Consider the following 20090-nt stretch of genomic DNA (forward strand, 5'->3'; position numbering starts at 1 on the left):
AAGCCCCTCTTCGCAAGCTTCGCAGAGCCCTTCCGCACCGCGAACCGCACGCGGACATCGCATCCCGTCCGAGCAGCCAAGGACTCGCGACGCGTTTTCCTCCTGCAAGCTGCGAGAGCCGGCGCGTTTGTTCGATCCGCAGCCGCAACGGAAGATCGACTTGGGGTAGAATGGGGTAAGCGGTCTAGCATTTACCGCAATACCGTCGAACCGCGAGGCCTTCTGCGCCTCCCCTGTTCGGAGCGCACTTTGCGAAACCCACGTCCGGATTGCGTCGTCCCGTTCAAGGGAGCGCGGCCCGTATAAGAAGAGGGAACGTATGACCGAGACGAACGCAGCCGAAGAAAAGGCGGAGACCCCGCAGCCCGCAGCGAAAAAGGGCACGGATCGAAGCGAGGTGCTCGCCGACCCGCACGATGCCGAGGTCCTTGCGCGGGAGATGAACGAGCAGCTCCTCTTTCTCGGCGATATTTCCCGCTACCTGATCGTCGGCAAGAACCCGGACGAAGCTATTCACCAGGCGCTGCAGAAGATCCTGGAGCACTTCGACGGCGATCGATCCTACATCTTCGAGCTCGACGACGAGAGGCGGGAATCCAGCAACACCTACGAGGTGTGCGCCCCGCACGTCGTTTCGGAAAAGCCGAACCTGCAAAACGTGCCCTATCAAAAGCAAAGCTATCTTTTGGAGGAATTCCGCAGCAGCCGCGTGGTCTGCATCGAAAGCGTGGACGACATGCCGCCCGCCGGCAAAGAGGAGCAGCGAATTCTCCAGCGGCAGGGCATCCGCAACGTCTTCCTCGTGCCCCTGTGGAACGACGGCGAACTTATCGGCTGCACGGGAGTGGACAACCCGAAAAGGAACGCTCGGCATGCGAGCATCTTGGCGTCCGTCGGCGATTATATAGCAGCCATGCTCCTAAGGCGCGACCACGTCATGCGCATGGAGAAGGACAACGAGCTCATGCAACGCCTCATGAACGACACCCCCGGCGGCTTCGTGCGCATGAAGATGCTGCCCGGCGGCAACGCGGTCCCCGAGTTCATCAACGACGGCTTCTGCGAGATCATGGGCATGACCCACGACGAAGCCATGGCGCTCTACACCGAAAACGCCTACGCGGGCGTGCACCCCGACGACATTTCCGGCATCCAACGGGCGGCCGCGAAGGCCATGGAGGAAGACGCCATGTTCTCGGCGCGAGCGCGCTTCCTCCACCGAGAGAAAGGCTACGTGCCGTTCCAAGCGTTCTACCGAACCACCACCGAACCCGACGGGTCGCAGTACACGAACGGCTACTACGCCGATATGACCACAGAGGCGGAGCAGGAAGAGCGCCAGCGGGAGCTGCTCGACAACCTGCCCTGCGGGGCCATCATCTTCGAGATCGACGCGAACGGCACCATAGACTCTCCGCACATCAACAAGCGCTACATGGAGCTGGTGAACCGATGCGACGAAGAGCTGCGCGCGCACGACTCCATCCAGGCCATACACCCCGACGACCGCGAGAGGCTTACGCGGTGCATCGACGACGCCATCCGGCAGAATTGCGACGTGGAGACCGACGTACGCGTGCTGAAGGGCGGAGGCGGTTACGTCGCATTCCATCTGGTGGGTCGCATCGTCGAAAAAGAAGAGCAGAAAACCGTCATGTACACCACCTACACGCCCATCAACGAAGAAACCCGCTCGCTCAGCGTCGCGCTGGCAGACCAGCGCAGGGCCGAGCAACTGGCCCGAGAGACCAACGAGCAGCTGCGCTTCCTCAACGACGTGTCCCGCTGCCTGCTCACAGGCGACGACCCTCACGACGCGATCCACTCGGCGCTCCGAAAGACGATGGGGTACTTCGGCGGGGACCGATCCTATATCTTCGAATCGAACGACGAGAAGCGCGAAACGTCCAACACCTACGAGGTGTGCGCTCCGGGGGTGACGCCGGAAAAGGACAACCTGCAGCACGTGCCTTTCGAGCTTCAAGAATATGCTCTCGATCTGCTGCGAAAAGGCGAAAGCATCTACCTTGACAGCAAGAGCACGATAGCGAACAGCGGAATCGACGCGGAACGAATCATCACGAGCCAGGGCATTGACAGCATCATCCTCGTTCCGCTACGGGTCGGGAAACGGCTTGTCGGGTTCATGGGAGTGGACAACCCGAAACGGCACATCGTCCACATCAGCCACCTCATGGGCCTAGGCGACTCCGTGACCGCCATCCTCCAGCGCCGCGACAACGAAGAGCAGATCCTGCGCGACAACCGCGTCATGCGGGACCTCATGAACGACATGCCCGGGGGCTTCGTGCAGCAGCGAGTGAGCCCCGACGGCAAGACCGTACCGGTCTTCATCAACGAGGAGTTCTGCCGTATGAGCGGCATGAGCCACCGCGAGTGCGTCGAGTTCTACAGCGCGGACGGCTTCACCGGCGTGCACCCCGACGACAACGAGATGGCGAAGCGCGCGTTGGAGAACCTGATCGTCACGAGGGAAACGCTGACGCTGCGCCTGAGGCTCATACGCGGCGACGGCAGCTACGTGCCCATGCAGGTGTTCTACCGGGTGACCGACGACCGCGACGGCAACCTGCTGCTGAGCGGATACTACACCGACCTCACCGACCAGTTGGCCCTTGAAGAGCGCGAGATGGCCGAGCGCGACGAGCTGACCGGGCTGTTCAACCGAACGAAGCTCGCGCATATGCGGATGGGCGCGTACCAGGAGCTCCAGTCCTGCGGCATCCTGTTCTTCGACGTGAACCGCCTCAAGATAGTGAACGACACGCAGGGCCACACCCAGGGAGACGTGCTGCTGCGCCTCGTCGCAGACGGCATCCGTTCCCTCGCCAACGACCGCGTCCACGGATACCGCTACGGCGGCGACGAGTTCCTCGCAGTGGTGTGCGACGGCACGGAGTCCGAGCTTGAGAAGCTGGTCGAGCAGTGGAAGGCGGACATGGGCGAGCTGGCGAGGGAGAGCGGAACCCCCGTTACCGCCGCCGTGGGAACCGCTTGGGGCGAGCGCCCGTTCTCGCTGAGCGATCTGATCCGCCAAGCGGATCAGGCGATGTACGAGAACAAGCACCGCAACAGGCAAGGGGCGGAGTAGCGGAGCAGGACGGGTCGAAGGTCGAAGGTCGAAGGTCCGCTCGAACCGCCCCTGCGCAACAGAGAACGGCCCTCGGACCGCAAAACCGGATCCGAGGGCCGTTCGGCGTTCATGCCGCTGCGTTCGCTACGCCAGCGGCGGGGTGCCCTCGGCGTTGCCGAAGATCGCGTCGATCTGCACCAGGGCGTCCATCGGCAGGGCCGAGGTGCCCACCACGCGACGCGCGGGCGCGCCGGTGAAGTAGCGGGCGTACGCGTCCTCGATGGCGGCGAGGTCGTCGAGGTTCCTCAAGTAGACGTTCACCTTGACGGCGTCTTCCATCGTGTGCTCGACGTTCTCGATGATGGCTTTGATGTTCTTGAGCGCCTGCTCGGCCTGCTCGGCCACGCCGCCGGCCACCAGCTTGCCCGACGCGGGGTCGACGCCGATCTGCGCCGAGATGTTGTTGTAGTGCGAGAAGGCCACGGACTGCGTGGACAGCGGGTCGATCGGGGCGTTCGTCGTGTTGTTCGCCTCGATGATGAGGCCGTGGCGGGCCTCCACTTCCTGCGGGGGCGTGCCGTCGCCATGGGACACCACGGCTTCGATCTGCACGAGGGCGTGCATCGGCAGCTCGGCGACCTCCACTACGGTGCGGGCGGGCACGTAGGCCACGGCGCGGGCGATGGCGGAATCCGGGAAGAAGCGCGTGTACACCTCGTTCACCGCGTCGAGGTCGGAGAGGTTCTTCAGGAAGACGGTGATCTTGACGATATCGTCGAAGGGCACGTCGATGCTCTCCAGAATGGCCTTGACGTTCTTGAGGCACTGGGCCGTCTGCTCAGCCACGCCGCCTGTCACGATCTGGTTCGTCTTCGGGTCGAGGGGCAGCTGGGCCGTGACGTTGTTGTAGTGCGAGAAGGCCACGGTCTGCGTGGACAGGGCGTCGTAAGGGGCGTTGTGCGTGTTGTTCGTGTACTTGACCAGGTCGCCCGCCTGCGGCTCGTTCGGGATGGTGCCCTCGCCGTTCGTCAGCAGCGCCTCGATCTGCACCAGGGCGCCCATCGGCAGGTCGGCCACGGCCATGACCGTGCGCGCGGGAACGTAGGTGGCGAAGAACGCGCGGTACACCTCGTCGACGGCGTCCATGTCGCGGATGTCGCGCACGAAGACGGTGAGCCTGGCAACGTCGTTCAGCGAGTGGTCGATGCTCTCGACGATGGCCTCGAGGTTCTCGAAGCACTGCTCGGCCTGCTCCAAGACGCCGCCCTCGACGATCTCGCCGGTCTCCGGGTCGATGGGCAGCTGGGCCGAGATGTTGTTGTAGTGCGAGAACGCCACGGTCTGCGAACGCAGAGGGCTTTTCGGGGCGTCGTCGGTGTTCCTTGCCAATACCACGTTGTCGCCGCTCATGTAGTACCTCCCTTGTATAGTGCTCCGCTTAACGATTCCTGCAACCAGGCCGCGCGGGCCTGCCTTCCCCTTTGGGCCGTTCCATCGAGCCCCGTCTTTTGGGAAGGCTGCATTATATCGTTTTGTGCACATGCACAAAACAGGTTTCGAGCGATTTCTTTTTTCGGGGAAATCAGGCGATAGACCGTTCGCCGGAAAATGTGGAAGCCCCTGGGGGCGCCATGCAGAAAACGGGTGCGAAGCCCGCGTTTCATGCAGGATTATCGCACCTACCGCTCGCCGATTGGTTTCCGGCGTTTCCGCGCCCTCCGCAGAAAGTCCATCAATTCCGGCCTACCCCACCAGCTTGGAGGACTCCACCTGCTCCACGTACCAGTTCATGAACTTCGCCAGCGGCTTGCGCAAGACGAGGCCGACGAGCGCCGCAGGCACCAGGAACAGCAGCAGCAAGCCGATCTCGATCCAGAAGTCGTTGCCGTAGACGCCGAACATGGCGGCGCGCATGGCGTTCACCACGTGCGTGGCGGGCAGCCAGGGGCTGAGACCTTGGATGAACGACGGCAGCAACTGCAGCGGGAACGACCCCCCGCAGCCCGTCACCTGCACGATCAGCAGCAGCACGGCGATGGCCTTGCCCAGGTTGGCGAACGCCGCCACCAGCGCGTAGATAAGGAACGTGAACACCAGGCCCGCCGTCCAGAAGCACAGCATGAAAAGCATCGGGTCCGCCACCTGCACCTGCAAGAACAGCATGTTCCCCAAACCCATGAGCGTGGTCTGCGCAAGCGAGATGAACGACATGACCCCGAAGCGGCCCAGGAACAGCTCGTGCGGCTTCGGATCCGCCAGACCCTCCCGCGCGCGCCCGGAAACCGTCGGCTTCACCACCACCAGTATGAGAAGCGAGCCGATGAACAGGGCGAGCGTCGTGTACAGCGGGGCCATGGCGGATCCGAAGTTGTCCACCGGGAACACGGCGACGCGCTCGATGCCCACCGGGGCCGCCAGCGCCTTCGCCAGCACCTGCGAGTCCGACCCCAGCACCTGGCGGAGCAGCTCGACATCGCCGGTGGCCAGCGCCTGGTCGATGCCGTCCGCCAGCGTGCCCAACCCGGCCGAGGCGTCGTGCAGCTTCTGGACGACCGCGTCGATCTTGTCTGCGGCGCCCCCCATCAGGCCGCCGGCGGATCCCGCCGAATCGGACAGGCCGGAGCCCGCGGAACGCAGGTTGTCCATGCCGGCGCCCACATTGGCGGCAAGGGAGGCCGCGTCGTCGGCAAGCTGCTGCAGGCCCGGCCTCAGGTCGGTGTCGAACTCGTTTTTGAGGGCGGCGGCGTTTTGCCGCGCTTGGTTCGCCAGCTGCTTGATCTCCTCGCGCTCGGCCTGCGTGTCGGCATCGCCCGCCTCCAGTTTGGCGGCGGCGCTGCTCAGGTTGTCGCGCATGCCCGCCATCAGGTCGATGGACGCGTTCAAGCGGGCGATCGCGGCATCGACGGCCGGCCGGTACTCGTCGGGCACGCTCTCGCGCAGCTTCTCGAGCTCGTCGACGATGGCCTCGCATTGGGCGACCTGCCCGTCGAGCACCTCGGCCTGGCTGCGCATCTGCGCCGCGCATTCCCGCGCCCCCGCCGAAGCGGTGTCGAAGAGCGCGTCGACGGAGCTCGACACGGCCTCGAAACCCTGCCCGCTGCTCTCGATGGCGCGCGAAAGATCGTCGAGCGAGGCCCTGAGCGCATCGACCATGCTCTCGGCCGACGACGCGCCCTGCGATGCCGCGGCCCCCATGCCGTCGATCTCGCCTTGGGCCGCGTCCACGAGCTTCGCGGAGTCGCAGATGAGCGACTGGGACGCGCGCGCGAGCGACGAGTACAGCGCCAGCACCGACGCCGTCCGCTCCGTCTGGTCGCCCATGCTGCGCACGTGGTCGGCGACGTCGGCGATGCGGCCGTCCAGGCCGGACTCGTCGGCGTACTTGGTGAGCGAATTGGCGATTCCCAGCGCCACCTCGGAAAGCGTTTCCGCGAACACCTCGTTCACCTGGTACGAGACGGAGTCCGCGCCCTTGTCGGTGATCTTGGGGGCGATGGCGCTCTTCTTCTCGTTGGAATAGTAGACGATCTTCGCGTGCTGCACGTCGCTGGAATAGAACGTGAGCATGTCCCTGCTGAAGCCCTGCGGAATGACCACCGCCGCATAGTAGCGGCCCGACTTCGCTCCGTCGACGGCGTCCTGCTCGGTGGTGAAGGTCCAGTCGATCTCGTCGTTGGCGCGCAGCGCGGACACCACCTGCTCGCCCACGTTCACGCGCAAGGGCACCAGATCGCTCTCGTAGCCTTCGTCGACGTTGGCCACGGCCACGGTGAGGTTGCCTGTGTTGTCGAACACGTTCCAGCAGGCGATGATGTTGTACCACGCGAAGATGGACGGCATGACCACCAGCCCGACCACGATGATGACGCTCATCGCGTTCGCGAACAGGTGCTTGAAGTCGCTGCGGACGAGGTGCCAGACGTTACTCACGAGCAGCGCCCCCTTCCGCCCCGTCGCTCGCGTCGCAGTCGGCGTCGACGTCGGAACTCGCGTTCGCATCCGTCTCGGCGCCCGAGCGCTCCATGGCGTTGCGCGCAGCGCCCAACCCGAGCAGCCCTTCCTCGGTCATGTCGTCGAGCCTCATCTGCCGCTCGAAGCTGGCGCGCAGGCTCTCCAGCACCACCAGGAACACGAACACCGCCACCAGCCACACCAGCCACGCGGTGAGCAGCCACACCTTCTCGGTGGGCGTGAGCGCGAAGACCACCGTGAGCGCGACCGGCACCGACAGGCCCAGGGCCACGGAGGCACGGATGAGGCGCGGGTACCATCGCGCGAAGCGCTCGTAGCGCGCCTGCAGCTCCTCGCGGTACTCGTCTTTGTCCGACAGCGCGCGGAACAGCTGCGAGAACCGGTAGGGGCGCGCGGGTATCTCCACGTCCTCGCCGTTGAAGATGCCGCTTTCCCTCACCTGGCCGGCCACCATGCGGTTGACGTTCGCCATCAGGGGACGCACCAGCAGCCCCAGCGCCATGAACAGCGCGAAGAACAGCGCCAGCGTGCCGATGGCGTCCGCGTAGTGCGATCCGTAGAAGCCGCATATGGCCTCGCGCATGGCGCCGATGCCGTACGTGAACGGGAAGAACGGGTAGACGGCCTGGAAGAAGCCCGAGGTCATCTCGATGGGGTACAACCCCGTGGCGCCCGGAATCTGCGCGAACACGAGCACGATGCAGATCCCCTTGCCGATGTGCTGCAACGTGACCGAAAGCGCGTAGATGATGCTCAGGTACGAAAGCGAGGCCACGGCGGCCGCGAAGAACAGCGCCGCCGCGTTGGCGGCCTGCACGCCGAGCGCCAGCACGCCGGCGCAGCAGATCACCGCCTGCAGCACGGCCATGGCCGCAAGCAGCAGGAAGCGGCCCAGGTAGCGCTGCGTGACGGTGAGGTTGCGAATGCCCTCGCCGTCCACCTCCTGCTTCATGATGACCAGCAGCATGAAGGCGCCTATCCAAAACGTCAGGTTCATGAACAGCGGGGCCATGGCCGAGCCGTAGGCGTTCAGCTCGTAGAGCTGCTCGGTGACGAGCTCGGTGGGAGAGCCCATGAAGTCGGCGATCTTGGAGGCGTCGAGGCCGTCTTCGCCGAACGCCTTCGTCAGGGCATCCGATTCGCTCAGCGCCAGCACGTCCGTGCGCACGGTGTCCATGTCCCGCTCGAGGTCGCCGAGCATGCCGTCGGTTTGGCCGAGCGCGTCCTTGGCGACGCCCAGCGTGGAGGAAAGCTGGTCGAGCACGAGCTGGGCCTGGTCGATGAGCAAGCGCTGGTTCGACACGGCGGTCGCCAGCGACGCCGACGTCGCGCCCAGCTGCGCCAGGCTCTCGTTGACGGCGGGTATCGTGGTGCCGAACAGGCTGTTCGAATAGGCCTCGGCTCCGCTGGCCGCCTGCTGCACGGCGGCGTTGAGGGAATCGCTCGCTTGCGACACGGCCTGCGTGGCGCTACCCGCCTGGTCGTTGAGCTTGCCCAGGCCCTCCAACGTTTTCTCGGCGTCGGCGGCGTTTCTGTCGAGCTCGTCGGCGATGTCCCGCATCGCTTGCTTGGCCGTCTCGTCGACCTGCGAATCCGCCAACTCCCGCAGATAGGCGGCGAGGGCCTTGCTCTCGTCGACCACGGCCTGCCCCTGCGCCAGCGTGGTGCCGATGCTCCCCTGGGCCTCTCCCGCCGCGCCGATAAGGCCGGACGCCGCCTCGTTCGCCTTGGAAGACGCCTGGGAAACCGCAGCCAGCCCTTGGCTCACGGCGGGCATGGCCGCCGCGGAGAAGCCCGCCAGCTCGGATTGCATCCGCATCGTCAGGTCGGAAATGGTCGAAAGCGCGTCGCTTGCGGTCCCCGCCGCCGTGCGCGCGCGGCCGAGCGCGTCCCTCGCATCGCCCACCTTGCCCTGCGCCTGGTCGGTGGCCGACGATATCTCCGCGAACGAGGCGCGGGCGTCGCCCACCGCCCGCACGACCTCCGCTATCTCGGAGACGGCCCGGGAGCGCGACGCGTCCATCGTTTCGCGCGACTCGTCCAGCGCTTGGTCGATGGCGTCGGCGGCGACGTCGCTCACCGTGGACACGAACGTCGAGTTGATGGTCTCGTCGAGCGTGCTGGCGCCCGTGTCGGTGATCTTGGGGGCCACAGGGCCGGCCTTCTCGTTCACGTAGTACTCCAGCTTGGGCTGCGTGAAATCCCCCGTGGTCAACGAGAGCAGTTGCTCGGTGAAGTTCTCGGGGATGACGAACGCGGCGTAGCTTTCCCCCGACTCAAGCTCGCGCATGGCGGCGTCGCGGTCGGTGAACGCCCAGTCGAGCTGCGTGTTCTCATGCAGCTCGTCCACGATCATGTCCCCCACGTGCAGCTCGCCGGTGAGGTCGCTCTTGCCGCCCGCGTCCTCGTTCACCACGCACACGCGCAGGTTGCCCGTGTTGTCGTAGGGGTTCCAGAAGCCCACGACGTTGTACCAGGTGTACACCGAGGGCAAAACGAGCAGGGCGAGCACCACCACCAGGGCCGGAGGCACTTTGAGCAGGCGCAGGACATCGCGCTTGAATACGCGCCACACGTTTCCCATGCCCGCCGAGACCCCTTTCCGCACCCGATCGAAATACCGGTCAATGATACTCCTACCGCGAGGGACCGTCAGGCAAGTTTGACGGATCGGCGCGTTTTGTCAATCCGCAGCGAAGGCCCGAGCAGAGACCGAAGGCCGAACCTTTTTCGTCATCCTGCGGAAACCGAAGCCGGACCCCCGTTGTCATCCTGAGCGGAGCGCGAAGCGCGCAGTCGAAGGATCTTCAAGAACGAAAGCCCTCTGTTGCCGAAGATCCTTCGACTCCGGCCTTGCGGCCTCCGCTCAGGATGACAACGGGGGCAGCCTTGCGGCCTCCGCTCAGGACGACAACAGGGACGACCTCCTTTCGCAAGCGCTGCCAGGCTTCCGCCTCTCCCAGTTGCGTCCCGTCATCGCCTATAATGGCAAGCCGACACATCCTCGAGATCAGGAGCAAAGACCGTGCCTTCCATCCAAGCAACCATCGCCCAGGAGCTGAACCTCACCGCCGCGCAGGTGGCGGCCGTCATCGCCCTCATCGACGAGGGGAACACCATCCCCTTCATCGCCCGCTACCGCAAGGAGGCCACCGGCGGCGTGGACGACGCCACGCTGCGCGACCTGGACGAGCGCCTTGCCTACCTGCGCAACCTCGAGGCCCGCAAAGACGAGGTGCTGCGCTCGATCGAGGAGCAGGGCAAGCTCACGGCCGACCTGCGCGCGAAGATCGAGGCCGCCACGGTCATGCAGCGCGTGGAGGACCTGTACAAGCCCTATCGGAAGAAGCGCGCCACCCGAGCCTCGAAGGCGCGCGACGCCGGGCTCGAGCCGCTCGCGCTGCTCATCCTCGCTCAGGGGCGCAGCGGCAAGGAACCGCTGGCCCTGGCCGCCGACCTCGTGAACGCGGAAGCCGGCTTCCCCACCCCCGAAGCCGCGCTGCAGGGCGCCCAGGACATCGTGGCCGAGGTCGTCGCCGACGACGCCGAGCACGTCGCGGCCCTGCGCACCTTCACCAAGCGCAACGGCGCGCTCGCCGTCGAGGCGGCCGACGCCGCCGAGAAGACCGTCTACGAGGCGTACTACGATTTCTCCGAGCCGCTGACGCGCATCCCCAACCACCGCGTCCTCGCCGTCAACCGCGGCGAGAAGGAGGGCAAGCTCAAGGTGAAGGTGCGCGTCGACGCCGATGCGGCCATCGAACAGCTGGAGCGCCGCATCGTGCGCGGCACCGGCCCGTTCGCCGCGCCCCTGAAAGCCGCCATCACGGACGGTTACAAGCGCCTGATCGCGCCGTCGGTGGAGCGCGACCTGCGCGCCGAGCTCACCGAGCGCGCCGAGACGGACGCCATCCGCGTGTTCGCCAAGAACACCGAGAGCCTGCTGCAGCAGCGCCCCGTGCGCGGCGCGCGCGTCATCGCGCTCGACCCCGGCTACCGCACGGGCTGCAAGGTGGCCGTGCTGGACGAGTACGGCAAGCTGCTCGACCACACCACCGTCTACCCCACCCCGCCGCGCTCCCAGGTGAAGGAGACGCAGGCACGGCTGGCGGAGTACGTGCGGCGCTACGACGTCAACGTCATCGTCATCGGCAACGGAACGGGCAGCCGCGAGACCGAGGAGGTGGTGGCCGACCTCATACCCCAGCTGAATAAACCCGTGCGCTACACCATCGTGAACGAAGCCGGCGCGTCGGTGTACTCGGCGTCCAAGCTGGCGAGCGAGGAGTACCCCGACCTCGATGTCACCACGCGCGGCGCCATGAGCCTGGGCCGCCGCCTGCAGGACCCGCTGGCGGAGCTCGTGAAGATCCCGCCCCAGTCCATCGGCGTGGGCCAGTACCAGCACGACCTCAACCAGGCGGCGCTCGAGCGCGCGCTCACGGGCGTGGTGGAGAACGTGGTGAACCGCGTGGGCGTCGACCTCAACACGGCCAGTCCCAGCCTCTTGGGCTACGTGTCGGGCGTCAGCGCCGCCGTAGCCCGAAACATCGTGGCCTACCGCGAGGAGCACGGCGCGTTCGCCGACCGCAAGGAGCTCAAGAAGGTGCCGAAGCTGGGCGCGAAGGCCTTCCAAAACTGCGCGGGCTTCCTGCGCATCAGCGGCGGGAAGAACCCGCTGGACGCCACGAGCGTGCACCCCGAAAGCTACGCCGCAGCGGGTGAGCTGCTCAAGCGGGCGAAGGTGAATCCCGAAGCGCTCGCGGACGGCGGCGTCCCCGACATCGCAAGCCGCCTCGGCGACGTGGACGCGCTGGCCGCCGAGCTGGGCGTGGGCGCGCCCACGCTGCGCGACATCGTGGCCGAGCTGGAGAAGCCGGGCCGCGACCCGCGCGACGACGCGCCGGAGGTCGTGTTCAGCGAGGGCGTGCGCGACTTCGACGACCTCGCGCCGGGCATGGAGCTCACCGGCACCGTGCGCAACGTCGTGGACTTCGGCGCGTTCGTGGACGTGGGCGTGAAGCAGGACGGCCTCGTGCACGTGTCCAAGATGGCCGACCGCTTCGTCAAGCACCCGAGCGAGGTGGTAGCCGTGGGCGACACGGTCACCGTGTGGGTGACCGGCGTGGACAAGGACCGCGGCAAGATCTCCCTTTCCATGGTGAAGGGCAAGGCGTAAAGCCCCTCCCCCGATCCTCCGCCCCATCGGCAGGGCGGGCTCCCTTCTTGCAGCACAGCATCCGCTGGCGAACGAAATGCGGAAAAGAGGGGTGAAAGGGCGGAAAACCGCCTCGATACACTACCATGTCAAAGAAACCGACTACGCGGAAAGCAGGCGATCCTTCGGCATGGAACCGGTCCATTCGAACGCAACGGCGGCAAACGCAGACCGCTGCCAGCACGGCCCCGACCGCATCCAGGTGCGCGGGGCGCGCGTGCACAACCTGAAGAACATCGACGTGGACATCCCGCTCGGCCGGCTCGTGGGCATCGCGGGCGTGTCGGGGTCGGGCAAGTCCTCCCTCGCTCTGGGCGTGCTGTACGCCGAGGGATCGCGCCGCTACCTGGAGGCGCTCTCCACCTACACGCGGCGGCGCCTCACGCAGGCGGGCCGCGCGGCGGTGGACGAGGTGCTGCACGTGCCCGCGGCCCTCGCCCTGCACCAGCGCCCCGCCGTGCCCGGCGTGCGCAGCACTTTCGGCACGTCCACCGAGCTGCTGAACAGCCTGCGCCTGCTGTTCTCGCGCGCAGGCAGCCACGTGTGCCCGAACGGCCACCGCGTGCCTCCCACGCTGAACGTCGCCGCGGAGCGCCCCATCACGTGCCCCGTCTGCGGCGTGGAGTTCTTCGGCCCCGGCGCGGAGGACCTGGCCTTCAACAGCGGCGGCGCCTGCCCCGAGTGCGACGGCACGGGCATCGTGCGCACCGTGGATCGGGATTCGCTCGTGCCCGACGAGACGCTCTCCATCGACGAGGGCGCCGTCGCGCCGTGGAGCACGCTCATGTGGGACCTCATGAAGCAGGTCGCGCGCGAGATGGGCGTGCGCACCGACGTGCCCTTCAACCAGCTGACGCCCGCCGAGCGCGACATCGTGTTCAACGGCCCGGCCGAGAAGAAGCACATCCTGTACAAGGCCAAGAAGACCGACACCTTCGCCGAGCTGGACTTCACCTACTACAACGCCGTCTACACCGTGGAGAACGCGCTGGCGAAGGTGAAGGACGAGAAGGGCCTGAAGCGCGTGGCCCGCTTCCTCAAGCAGGGCGCCTGTCCCGTCTGCCACGGCACGCGCCTATCCGAGGCGGCGCGCCGGCCGCAGGTGGCGGGCATCAACCTGGCCGAGGCGTCCGCGAAGACCTTGGGGGAGCTGGTCGCATGGGTGGATGCCGTGCCCGACGGCCTCGCGCCCGAGATGCGCCCGATGGCCGCGAACATCGCCGAGTCGTTCCAGCACACGGCCGGCCGCCTCGTTGACCTGGGGCTGGACTACCTCGCGCTCGACCGCGCGGGCTCCACGCTCTCCACCGGCGAGCGCCAGCGCGTGCAGCTGGCTCGCGCCGTGCGCAACCGCACCACCGGCGTGCTGTACGTGCTGGACGAGCCGTCCATCGGCCTGCACCCGTCGAACGTGGACGGCCTCCTGGACGTGATGCGCGACCTCTTGGCCGACGGCAACTCCATCGTCATGGTGGACCACGACACGCGCATCCTCTCCGCCGCCGACCACATCGTCGAGATAGGCCCCGGCGCCGGCGCGGACGGCGGGCGCGTGATCGCGCAGGGCTCCGTGGCCCAGATCGAGGCGGACCCCGCCTCGCGCACCGGCGGTTTCCTCTCCGGCGCGCAGTCGGTGCGCGTGCGCCGGCGCGCGGCAGCGGAGCACGTCTTCGACCTCGGCCGCATCCGGCTGGCCACGGACGCGCTGCACACGGTGAAGCCGCTCGAGGTAGCCATCCCGCGTGGCCGCCTGACCGCCGTGACGGGCGTGTCCGGCTCGGGCAAGACCACGCTCGTGCTGGAGAGCCTCGTCCCGGCGCTCAAGGCGCGCGCGAGCGGCGCCAAGCTCCCCGCCCACGTTTGCGCGATCGAGGCCGAGGGCATCGATCGCGCGAACCTCATCGACGCCTCCCCCATCGGCATCAACGTGCGCTCCACCGTGGCCACCTACGCCGACGTCCACGACGAGCTGCGCCGCGCTTTCGCGCGCACGCCCGACGCCAAGGCAGCCGGGCTTAAAGCGGGCGACTTCTCCTACAACACGGGCAAGCTGCGTTGCCCCGAATGCGACGGCACGGGCTCCATCAGCCTGGACGTGCAGTTCCTGCCCGACGTGGACATCACCTGCCCCGTGTGCGGCGGCTCGCGCTACGCCCCGGAGGCCGACCGCATCCGCCGGCCGCATGCCGACGACCCGGTGGATATGGTCTCGCTGCCCGACCTCATGGCCCGGAGCGTGGACGAGGCCCTGGAAGCCGTGGCGGACCTCAAGAAGGCGCGTGCCCGCCTGCAGACGCTTCACGACCTAGGGCTCGGCTACCTCACGCTGGGCGAGGCCACGCCGGCGCTGTCGGGCGGCGAGGCCCAGCGCCTGAAGCTGGCCAGCGAGATGGGGCGCGAGCAGGAAGACGCCGTGTTCGTGTTCGACGAGCCCACCATCGGCCTGCACCCCTTGGACGTGCGCACGCTGCTCGAGGTGTTCGAGCGCCTGGTGGAACGCGGCGCGACGGTCGTGGTCATCGAGCACGACCTGGACGTCATCGCCAACGCCGACTACGTGGTGGACCTCGGCCCCGGCGGCGGCGCCCTCGGCGGCCGCATCGTGGCCGTCGGCACCCCCGAGGAGGCGGCCGCGAACCCCGATAGCGTCACCGGCAGGTACCTGTAGGACCAGGCGAGCCGACCGGCACCCCGAGCGAGCAAGGCTCCCCGGCTGTCATCCTGAGCGCAGTCGAAGGATCTTCGACAACGGGAGACCTCCTGCGCTGAAGATCCTTCGACTCGCTTTGCTCGCTCAGGATGACAAAGGAAGGAACGGCGAAAAAGAAGCAAAGGCTATGCATCCACCTCGATGTCCGCGATGTCGTCGAAGGCGATGCGGGTGCGGACGACGGTGACAGTACGGGCCGCGAGGTCGATGTCGCTCACTAGGCCGCGCGTCGTCACGTACGCCTCGCCGTCGTAGTGGACGACGCGCGCCATCGTGCGCCGCTCCACCTGCGCGAAGCGCTGCGACAGCTCGAGCGCCTCCTCGTCGGTCAGCTCGCGCTTCGGCTCCACCGTGCGCTCGCGCTCGCGGATGAGGTCGTAGTAGCCCCTGAGCGCCGCGAAGGGCATGAACTGCTGCGCGCGGTCGGCGCGGGGGCGCTGCTCAGGCATGGTGGCCCCCTATCTGCTCGTTGCGCTCGCGCGCCGTGGCCTTCTCCTTCAAGCTGGTGCCGCGCAGAAGCGCGTTCTTGCCGAACCGGTCCTTCACGGCCAGCACCGCCTTTTGCAGGTTGCGCTCCTCGGCCTCCGCAGCCTCGTCTGTGAACAGGTCCATCGTGGCGAATTCCTCGGGCATCACGCCTCCAAAGCCCACGCTGATGCGACGAATGGGAAGGTCCTTGCGCGTCGTTTCCTCGAACAGGTCGAGGAAACGCGGCATGAGCTTGGAGTAGAGGTTCGTGCGGTCGGGCTGTCGGCGCGTGGCGCCGGTGTGGGCTCCGCCGCGCCTGCCGCTTGCGGGACGCCTTCCGTGGCCGCCGTCGAAATACGCGCCGGGCCCCTCCCGCCCATCCGGATCCGCATCCGCTCCCCGCTCTTTCGCGTACCCCACGTACAGCGATATCGAATCGGCCACCAAGCCTTTGTCCACCAGGTCGAGCACCAGCTGGTCCACCATCTCCTTCAGCACGTCCTTCGCCTCGTCGTGGGCGTAGTCGCACGGCAGCGCTTGGCCGTTCATCAGCGAGTGCGCGCTGGGCTCGTAGGCGTGGATGTCGGCGATGGTGCACGGCTCCACCCCGTGAGCGTGGTCGATCAGGTACTCGGCGTTCACGCCGAACTCGCGGTACAGCGTGCTCTCGCTCATCTCGCACACGCCGCGCAGGTCGTACACGGCGTACTTCGCCAGGCGCTTCGCGATGCCCGGACCGATGTTCCAGATGTCGGTGATGGGCCGGTGGGTTTGAATGGTGCGCTCGAACTCGGCCTGGTCGAGATAGCCGATATGGTCGTCCACGTGCTTCGCCGTTATGTCCAGCGCCACCTTGGCCAGAAACAGGTTCGTGCCCACGCCGGCCGTGGCGCAGATGCCCGTCTCGGCCAGCACCGCGTCCATGAGCATGACGGCGAACTCCTTGGCGTTCACCTGGTACAACGCCAGATACGGCGTCGCGTCGATGAAGCACTCGTCGATAGAGTACGCGTGGACGTCCTCGGGCGACACATAGCGCAAGTAGACGGAATAGATGTTGGCGGAAACCTCCATGTAGCGCTGCATGCGCGGCTTCGCCATGACGTAGTCCACGCCCGTGGGAATGTCGAACACGCGGCAGCGGCTCGAAAGCCCCAGCGCCTTCATGGACGGCGTGATGGCCAGGCAGATGGTCTTCTCCGTGCGGTCGGGGTCGGCCACGACGAGGTTCGCCGTCAGCGGGTCCAGCCCGCGGTCGACGCATTCGACGCTCGCGTAGAAGCTCTTCAAATCGATGCACATGTACGTGCGCTCCTTGGCCACGCCGCCCTCCTCACCGCACAATCATAGAAACACTTGTTCGTACAGTATACTTCTTTTCCAACGGAAACCTTGTGCGGATATTGCATGGATCTTGCGCGGATCTTGCTCGAATCCAACGCCGAAAAATTCTACTCTCATCAGGTATTACACCATGGTACACTCGCGCCATGAACATGATCCTCGCCTATACGTCCGCACTCGAATTCTGGCGCTCCGCCCTCAGCGACGCGGGCTCCGCGCGCGATCCGTGCCGCACGTGCAAGCTCCCCGAGAACGCGCCGACCTCGTTTTTCGCGCAGGAACACCCGCTTGTCAAAAACGGAGCCCTTTCCCTCCCCGTCCACGTCCTGGCACTCGATGGGCACCGAAGGAACACGCCCGGGCTCGTCGTTCATCAAACGAAGCCCCTGCCCGTCGGCTCGCTGCGAGCGATCACGCTTCCAAACGGTGGCGAGGCCCTTCTTGTCACGAGCCCCGAGCTGACCTTCGTTCACCTGGCCTCGCTCCTGAGCTTCCCCCGCGCGGTTCATCTAGGCTGCGAGCTCTGCGGCACCTACGCACCCGACGAAAGCCAGCCCTACCGCGTCAGGAACAGGACGCCCCTCACCACGCCCGCGAGATTGGCCGCCTACCTGAACAGGATCGAGGGTGTACGCGGCGCGAAAGCCGCGCGTCAGGCGCTTCCCTTCGTGATGAGCGGGTCGGCTTCTCCGCGCGAGTCCACCTTGACCGCGCTGCTGACGCTTCCCTGCACGCGGGGAGGAAGCAACGTGTCCCGGCCGCGCATGAACGCCCCCGTCCCGCTCGGCAAGCGAGCCGGCTGGATCACCGACCGCGATTTCTTCCGATGCGATTTGCTCTGGCCCGGCGAGAAGGTGGCCGTCGAGTACGACAGCACGCTGTGCCACACCGGCGCGACGCGCATCGCCGAGGACGCCGCGCGTCGCAACGCGCTCGAATCCCTCGGCCTCACCGTAGTGACCGCAACGTGGCGGCAAGTGACCAACTATCGCGAGTACAACCGTTTCGCACGCATCCTGGCCGGGCACTTGGGCACAAGGATCAGACCGCGATGCCGCGACTACCCCGCCCGACAGCTCGCGCTTCGCTCGGAACTGCTTCGTTAACGCCGCCTTCCGGTTCTTCGATGTCGCTCCTGTGCGCGCTCGTGGCCGAATACGACGGAAGTTCGTCATGCGGTATACCGCACATGGTTGGTTGCGAGTATTGCCTCTTTCGCGAACAGGGGAAACACTGCAGGCTGCTGGAGACCCCATGCGCACGACAAAAACCGAAGCTTCAAGATGACAAATTTCCGTCATATTCGGCCACGATTCGCCAAATCAGACACGCAGGCCGTCTGCACCCGCGGCGGCACCGCGCTCCGCGCGCAGACCGCCTGCAACGCCCATCCGCACCCCTCGGCCGCGCTGCACGCACCCGCGTCGGTGCCGCCGCATGCGAACGCCACGCCTCCCTATTCCAGGTACGCGCCCGTCTGGCGGCTCCACAAATTCGCGTACTCGCCGCCGGCCTCGATGAGCCGGGCGTGCGGGCCGTCCTCGGCCACCTTGCCGCCGTCGAGCACCACGATGCGGTCGAGGCTGGCCACCGTGGACAGGCGGTGCGCCACCACGATGCACGTGCGCCCGCGCATGAGCGTGGCCAGCGCGTCTTGCACCAGCTGCTCGCTTTCGGAGTCGAGCGCGCTCGTGGCCTCGTCCAGCACGAGCACCGGACAGTCGGCCAGAAGCGCCCGCGCGATGGCGATACGCTGGCGCTGCCCGCCCGACAGCTTCACGCCGCGCTCGCCCGTGACGGTGTCGAAGCCCTGCGGCAGCCGCTCGATGAACTCCAGCGCGTTCGCCTGGCGCGCCGCTTCGCGGATCTGCTCCATCGTGGCGTCGGGCCGCCCGTAGGCGATGTTCTCGGCGATGCTGCGATGGAACAGCAGCGCCTCCTGCGGCACGTAGGCGATCTGGCGGCGCAGCGACTGCTGCGTCGTCTCGGCGATGTTCTGCCCGTCGATGAGGATGAGCCCCTCCTGGATGTCGGACAGGCGCAGCAGCAGCTTCGTGAGCGTGGTCTTCCCCGCCCCGCTCGTGCCCACGAGGCCCACGCGCTGGCCCGCGGGGATGTGCAGCTCGAAGTCGTCGAACACGTGCGTGCACGCGTCGCCGTCGGTGTACCAGAAGTCGATGCCCTCGAAGTCGATGGCGCCCTCGCGCACCTCCAGCTCGGGCGCGCCGGGCTTGTCGTCCACGAGGCGCGGCTCGTCGAGGATCACGGTCATGCCGCTCGCGTCGCCGAACGCGCGGTTGAAGCGCTGCAGCCCGTTGTTGATGAAGTTGAACTGGTTCGTCACCGTGTAGGTGTAGGTGAACATCACCACCAGCGTGCCGGGCGTGATGCCGTACCACGCGTTGCCGCCCGCGATGAACACGGCCACCACGCTCATGATGACGATGGTGATGCACGCCGTCACGATGCCGCGCGTCAGCGACGCCCACATGCGCTTCGAGTCGCGCGCCACCACCTCGCGGTTCGCCTGGTCGAACAGCCCCCGCTCGTAATCCTCGCGCCCGTAAGTCTTCACCGCCAGGATGTTCGCCACCGAATCGGACAGCTCGCCCGACAGCTGGTTCTGCGCGCTGGCCGCCTGCTCGTTGAGGTGCAGGATGCGCTTGTACATGTAGTACGACACGCCCGCGTACACCGCCAGCAGCACCATGAGGATGGCCACGTACACCGGCACGCGGGGCGCCAGGATGGCGCAGGTGAACACCACCGAGCAGATGACCGGCAGAAACGGGAACGTGATGGTTTCCAGCAGAAGCTGGTAGGCGCTCATGAACTTCGTCGTCTGGCTGACCAGCGTGCCGCCGAAACGGTTGGAGTGGAACGACATCGATTGGTTCGACAGCGCGTCGAACGACATGGTAGCCAAATCGTAGGATGCGGCGATCTCCAGCCGGTACATGGTGTAGTCCTGCACCTTGCTGGCCGCCTGGCCGGCCACGTTGATGAGGATGAGCGCCAGGATGTAGGGGCCGAACACCGCGAACACCTCGTCGGGCGCCACCGAGCCCGCGCTCACGCGATCCACGACGAGGCTCATGACGTAGGGGTTACCGTACGAAAGCAGCGCCACGAACAGAAACGTCGCGGTCATGAGCGCGGCGAACAACCCGAGGTGCTTTCGGGTGACCAGCCAGAAGTAGTGGAGCGTGCGGCGCGTCGTCGACGGAGCCCCGGTTCGTGCCATGCGGATTCCCTTCTCTTGCATCCGCTTGATTATGCCACAA

10 protein-coding genes are annotated in these 20090 nt (G+C 66.6%); 4 read left to right on the top strand and 6 right to left on the bottom strand.

Going from position 1 to position 20090, the window contains the following annotated elements; all coding sequences use genetic code 11:
- Positions 1-319: 319 nt before the first annotated feature.
- Positions 320-3112 carry a PAS domain-containing protein gene (locus C1878_RS16705; protein WP_199519279.1) on the top strand — a complete coding sequence of 931 codons (2793 nt, stop codon included), beginning with the start codon at positions 320-322 and terminating at the stop codon, positions 3110-3112.
- A 126-nt stretch (positions 3113-3238) separates the two neighbouring features.
- On the opposite strand, the gene C1878_RS03490 is transcribed toward C1878_RS16705, so the two are convergent.
- From C1878_RS03490 to C1878_RS03500, 3 genes are all read right to left on the bottom strand, one after another.
- Positions 3239-4504, bottom strand: a complete 1266-nt coding sequence (locus C1878_RS03490) for a Rid family hydrolase (protein WP_114600315.1) — start codon at positions 4502-4504, stop codon at positions 3239-3241.
- Positions 4505-4837: 333 nt separating this feature from the next.
- Positions 4838-7024: a YhgE/Pip domain-containing protein gene (locus C1878_RS03495; RefSeq protein WP_114600316.1), complete on the bottom strand. Its 2187-nt coding sequence runs from the start codon at positions 7022-7024 to the stop codon at positions 4838-4840.
- Positions 7017-9650, bottom strand: a complete 2634-nt coding sequence (locus tag C1878_RS03500) for a YhgE/Pip domain-containing protein (protein WP_114600317.1) — start codon at positions 9648-9650, stop codon at positions 7017-7019. Before C1878_RS03500 ends, C1878_RS03495 begins: the two co-directional genes overlap by 8 nt.
- Positions 9651-10091: 441 nt before the next feature.
- Between C1878_RS03500 and C1878_RS03505 the strand changes: the two genes are divergently transcribed.
- Positions 10092-12245 (top strand): Tex family protein, encoded by a 2154-nt coding sequence (locus tag C1878_RS03505; protein WP_114600318.1) that lies wholly within the window; start codon positions 10092-10094, stop codon positions 12243-12245.
- A gap of 169 nt (positions 12246-12414) precedes the next feature.
- The gene (locus C1878_RS03510; RefSeq protein ID WP_114600456.1) at positions 12415-14952 is read left to right on the top strand and encodes an excinuclease ABC subunit UvrA; all 2538 of its coding nucleotides are present in this window, start codon (positions 12415-12417) and stop codon (positions 14950-14952) included.
- 167 nt (positions 14953-15119) lie between these two features.
- Here the strand turns inward: C1878_RS03510 and C1878_RS03515 are convergent, their stop codons facing one another.
- A complete protein-coding gene (locus tag C1878_RS03515; RefSeq protein ID WP_114600319.1) occupies positions 15120-15443 on the bottom strand; it encodes a hypothetical protein in 324 nt (107 codons plus the stop codon).
- Complete coding sequence (locus C1878_RS03520) at positions 15436-16764, bottom strand: DNA repair protein (RefSeq protein WP_114600457.1); 1329 nt, start codon at positions 16762-16764, stop codon at positions 15436-15438. Before C1878_RS03520 ends, C1878_RS03515 begins: the two co-directional genes overlap by 8 nt.
- Positions 16765-16952: 188 nt before the next feature.
- Between C1878_RS03520 and C1878_RS03525 the strand changes: the two genes are divergently transcribed.
- A complete protein-coding gene (locus C1878_RS03525; protein ID WP_114600320.1) occupies positions 16953-17912 on the top strand; it encodes a hypothetical protein in 960 nt (319 codons plus the stop codon).
- Between the two features lie 350 nt (positions 17913-18262).
- Here C1878_RS03525 and C1878_RS03530 read toward each other — a convergent pair whose 3' ends face one another.
- On the bottom strand, positions 18263-20050 hold the full coding sequence (locus C1878_RS03530) for an ABC transporter ATP-binding protein (RefSeq protein ID WP_114600321.1): 1788 nt from the start codon (positions 20048-20050) through the stop codon (positions 18263-18265).
- Between the last annotated feature and the right edge of the window lie 40 nt (positions 20051-20090).

The sequence above is a fragment of the Gordonibacter sp. 28C genome, from assembly GCF_003339845.1.
Taxonomy (GTDB): domain Bacteria; phylum Actinomycetota; class Coriobacteriia; order Coriobacteriales; family Eggerthellaceae; genus Gordonibacter.

Coding starts and splice junctions, on each gene's coding strand:
- C1878_RS03525 (WP_114600320.1), top strand. CDS start 16,953: ATGAACATGATCCTCGCCTATACGTCCGCACTCGAATTCTGGCGCTCC.
- C1878_RS16705 (WP_199519279.1), top strand. CDS start 320: ATGACCGAGACGAACGCAGCCGAAGAAAAGGCGGAGACCCCGCAGCCC.
- C1878_RS03530 (WP_114600321.1), bottom strand. CDS start 20,050: ATGGCACGAACCGGGGCTCCGTCGACGACGCGCCGCACGCTCCACTAC.
- C1878_RS03500 (WP_114600317.1), bottom strand. CDS start 9,650: ATGGGAAACGTGTGGCGCGTATTCAAGCGCGATGTCCTGCGCCTGCTC.
- C1878_RS03515 (WP_114600319.1), bottom strand. CDS start 15,443: ATGCCTGAGCAGCGCCCCCGCGCCGACCGCGCGCAGCAGTTCATGCCC.
- C1878_RS03490 (WP_114600315.1), bottom strand. CDS start 4,504: ATGAGCGGCGACAACGTGGTATTGGCAAGGAACACCGACGACGCCCCG.
- C1878_RS03510 (WP_114600456.1), top strand. CDS start 12,415: ATGGAACCGGTCCATTCGAACGCAACGGCGGCAAACGCAGACCGCTGC.
- C1878_RS03520 (WP_114600457.1), bottom strand. CDS start 16,764: ATGTGCATCGATTTGAAGAGCTTCTACGCGAGCGTCGAATGCGTCGAC.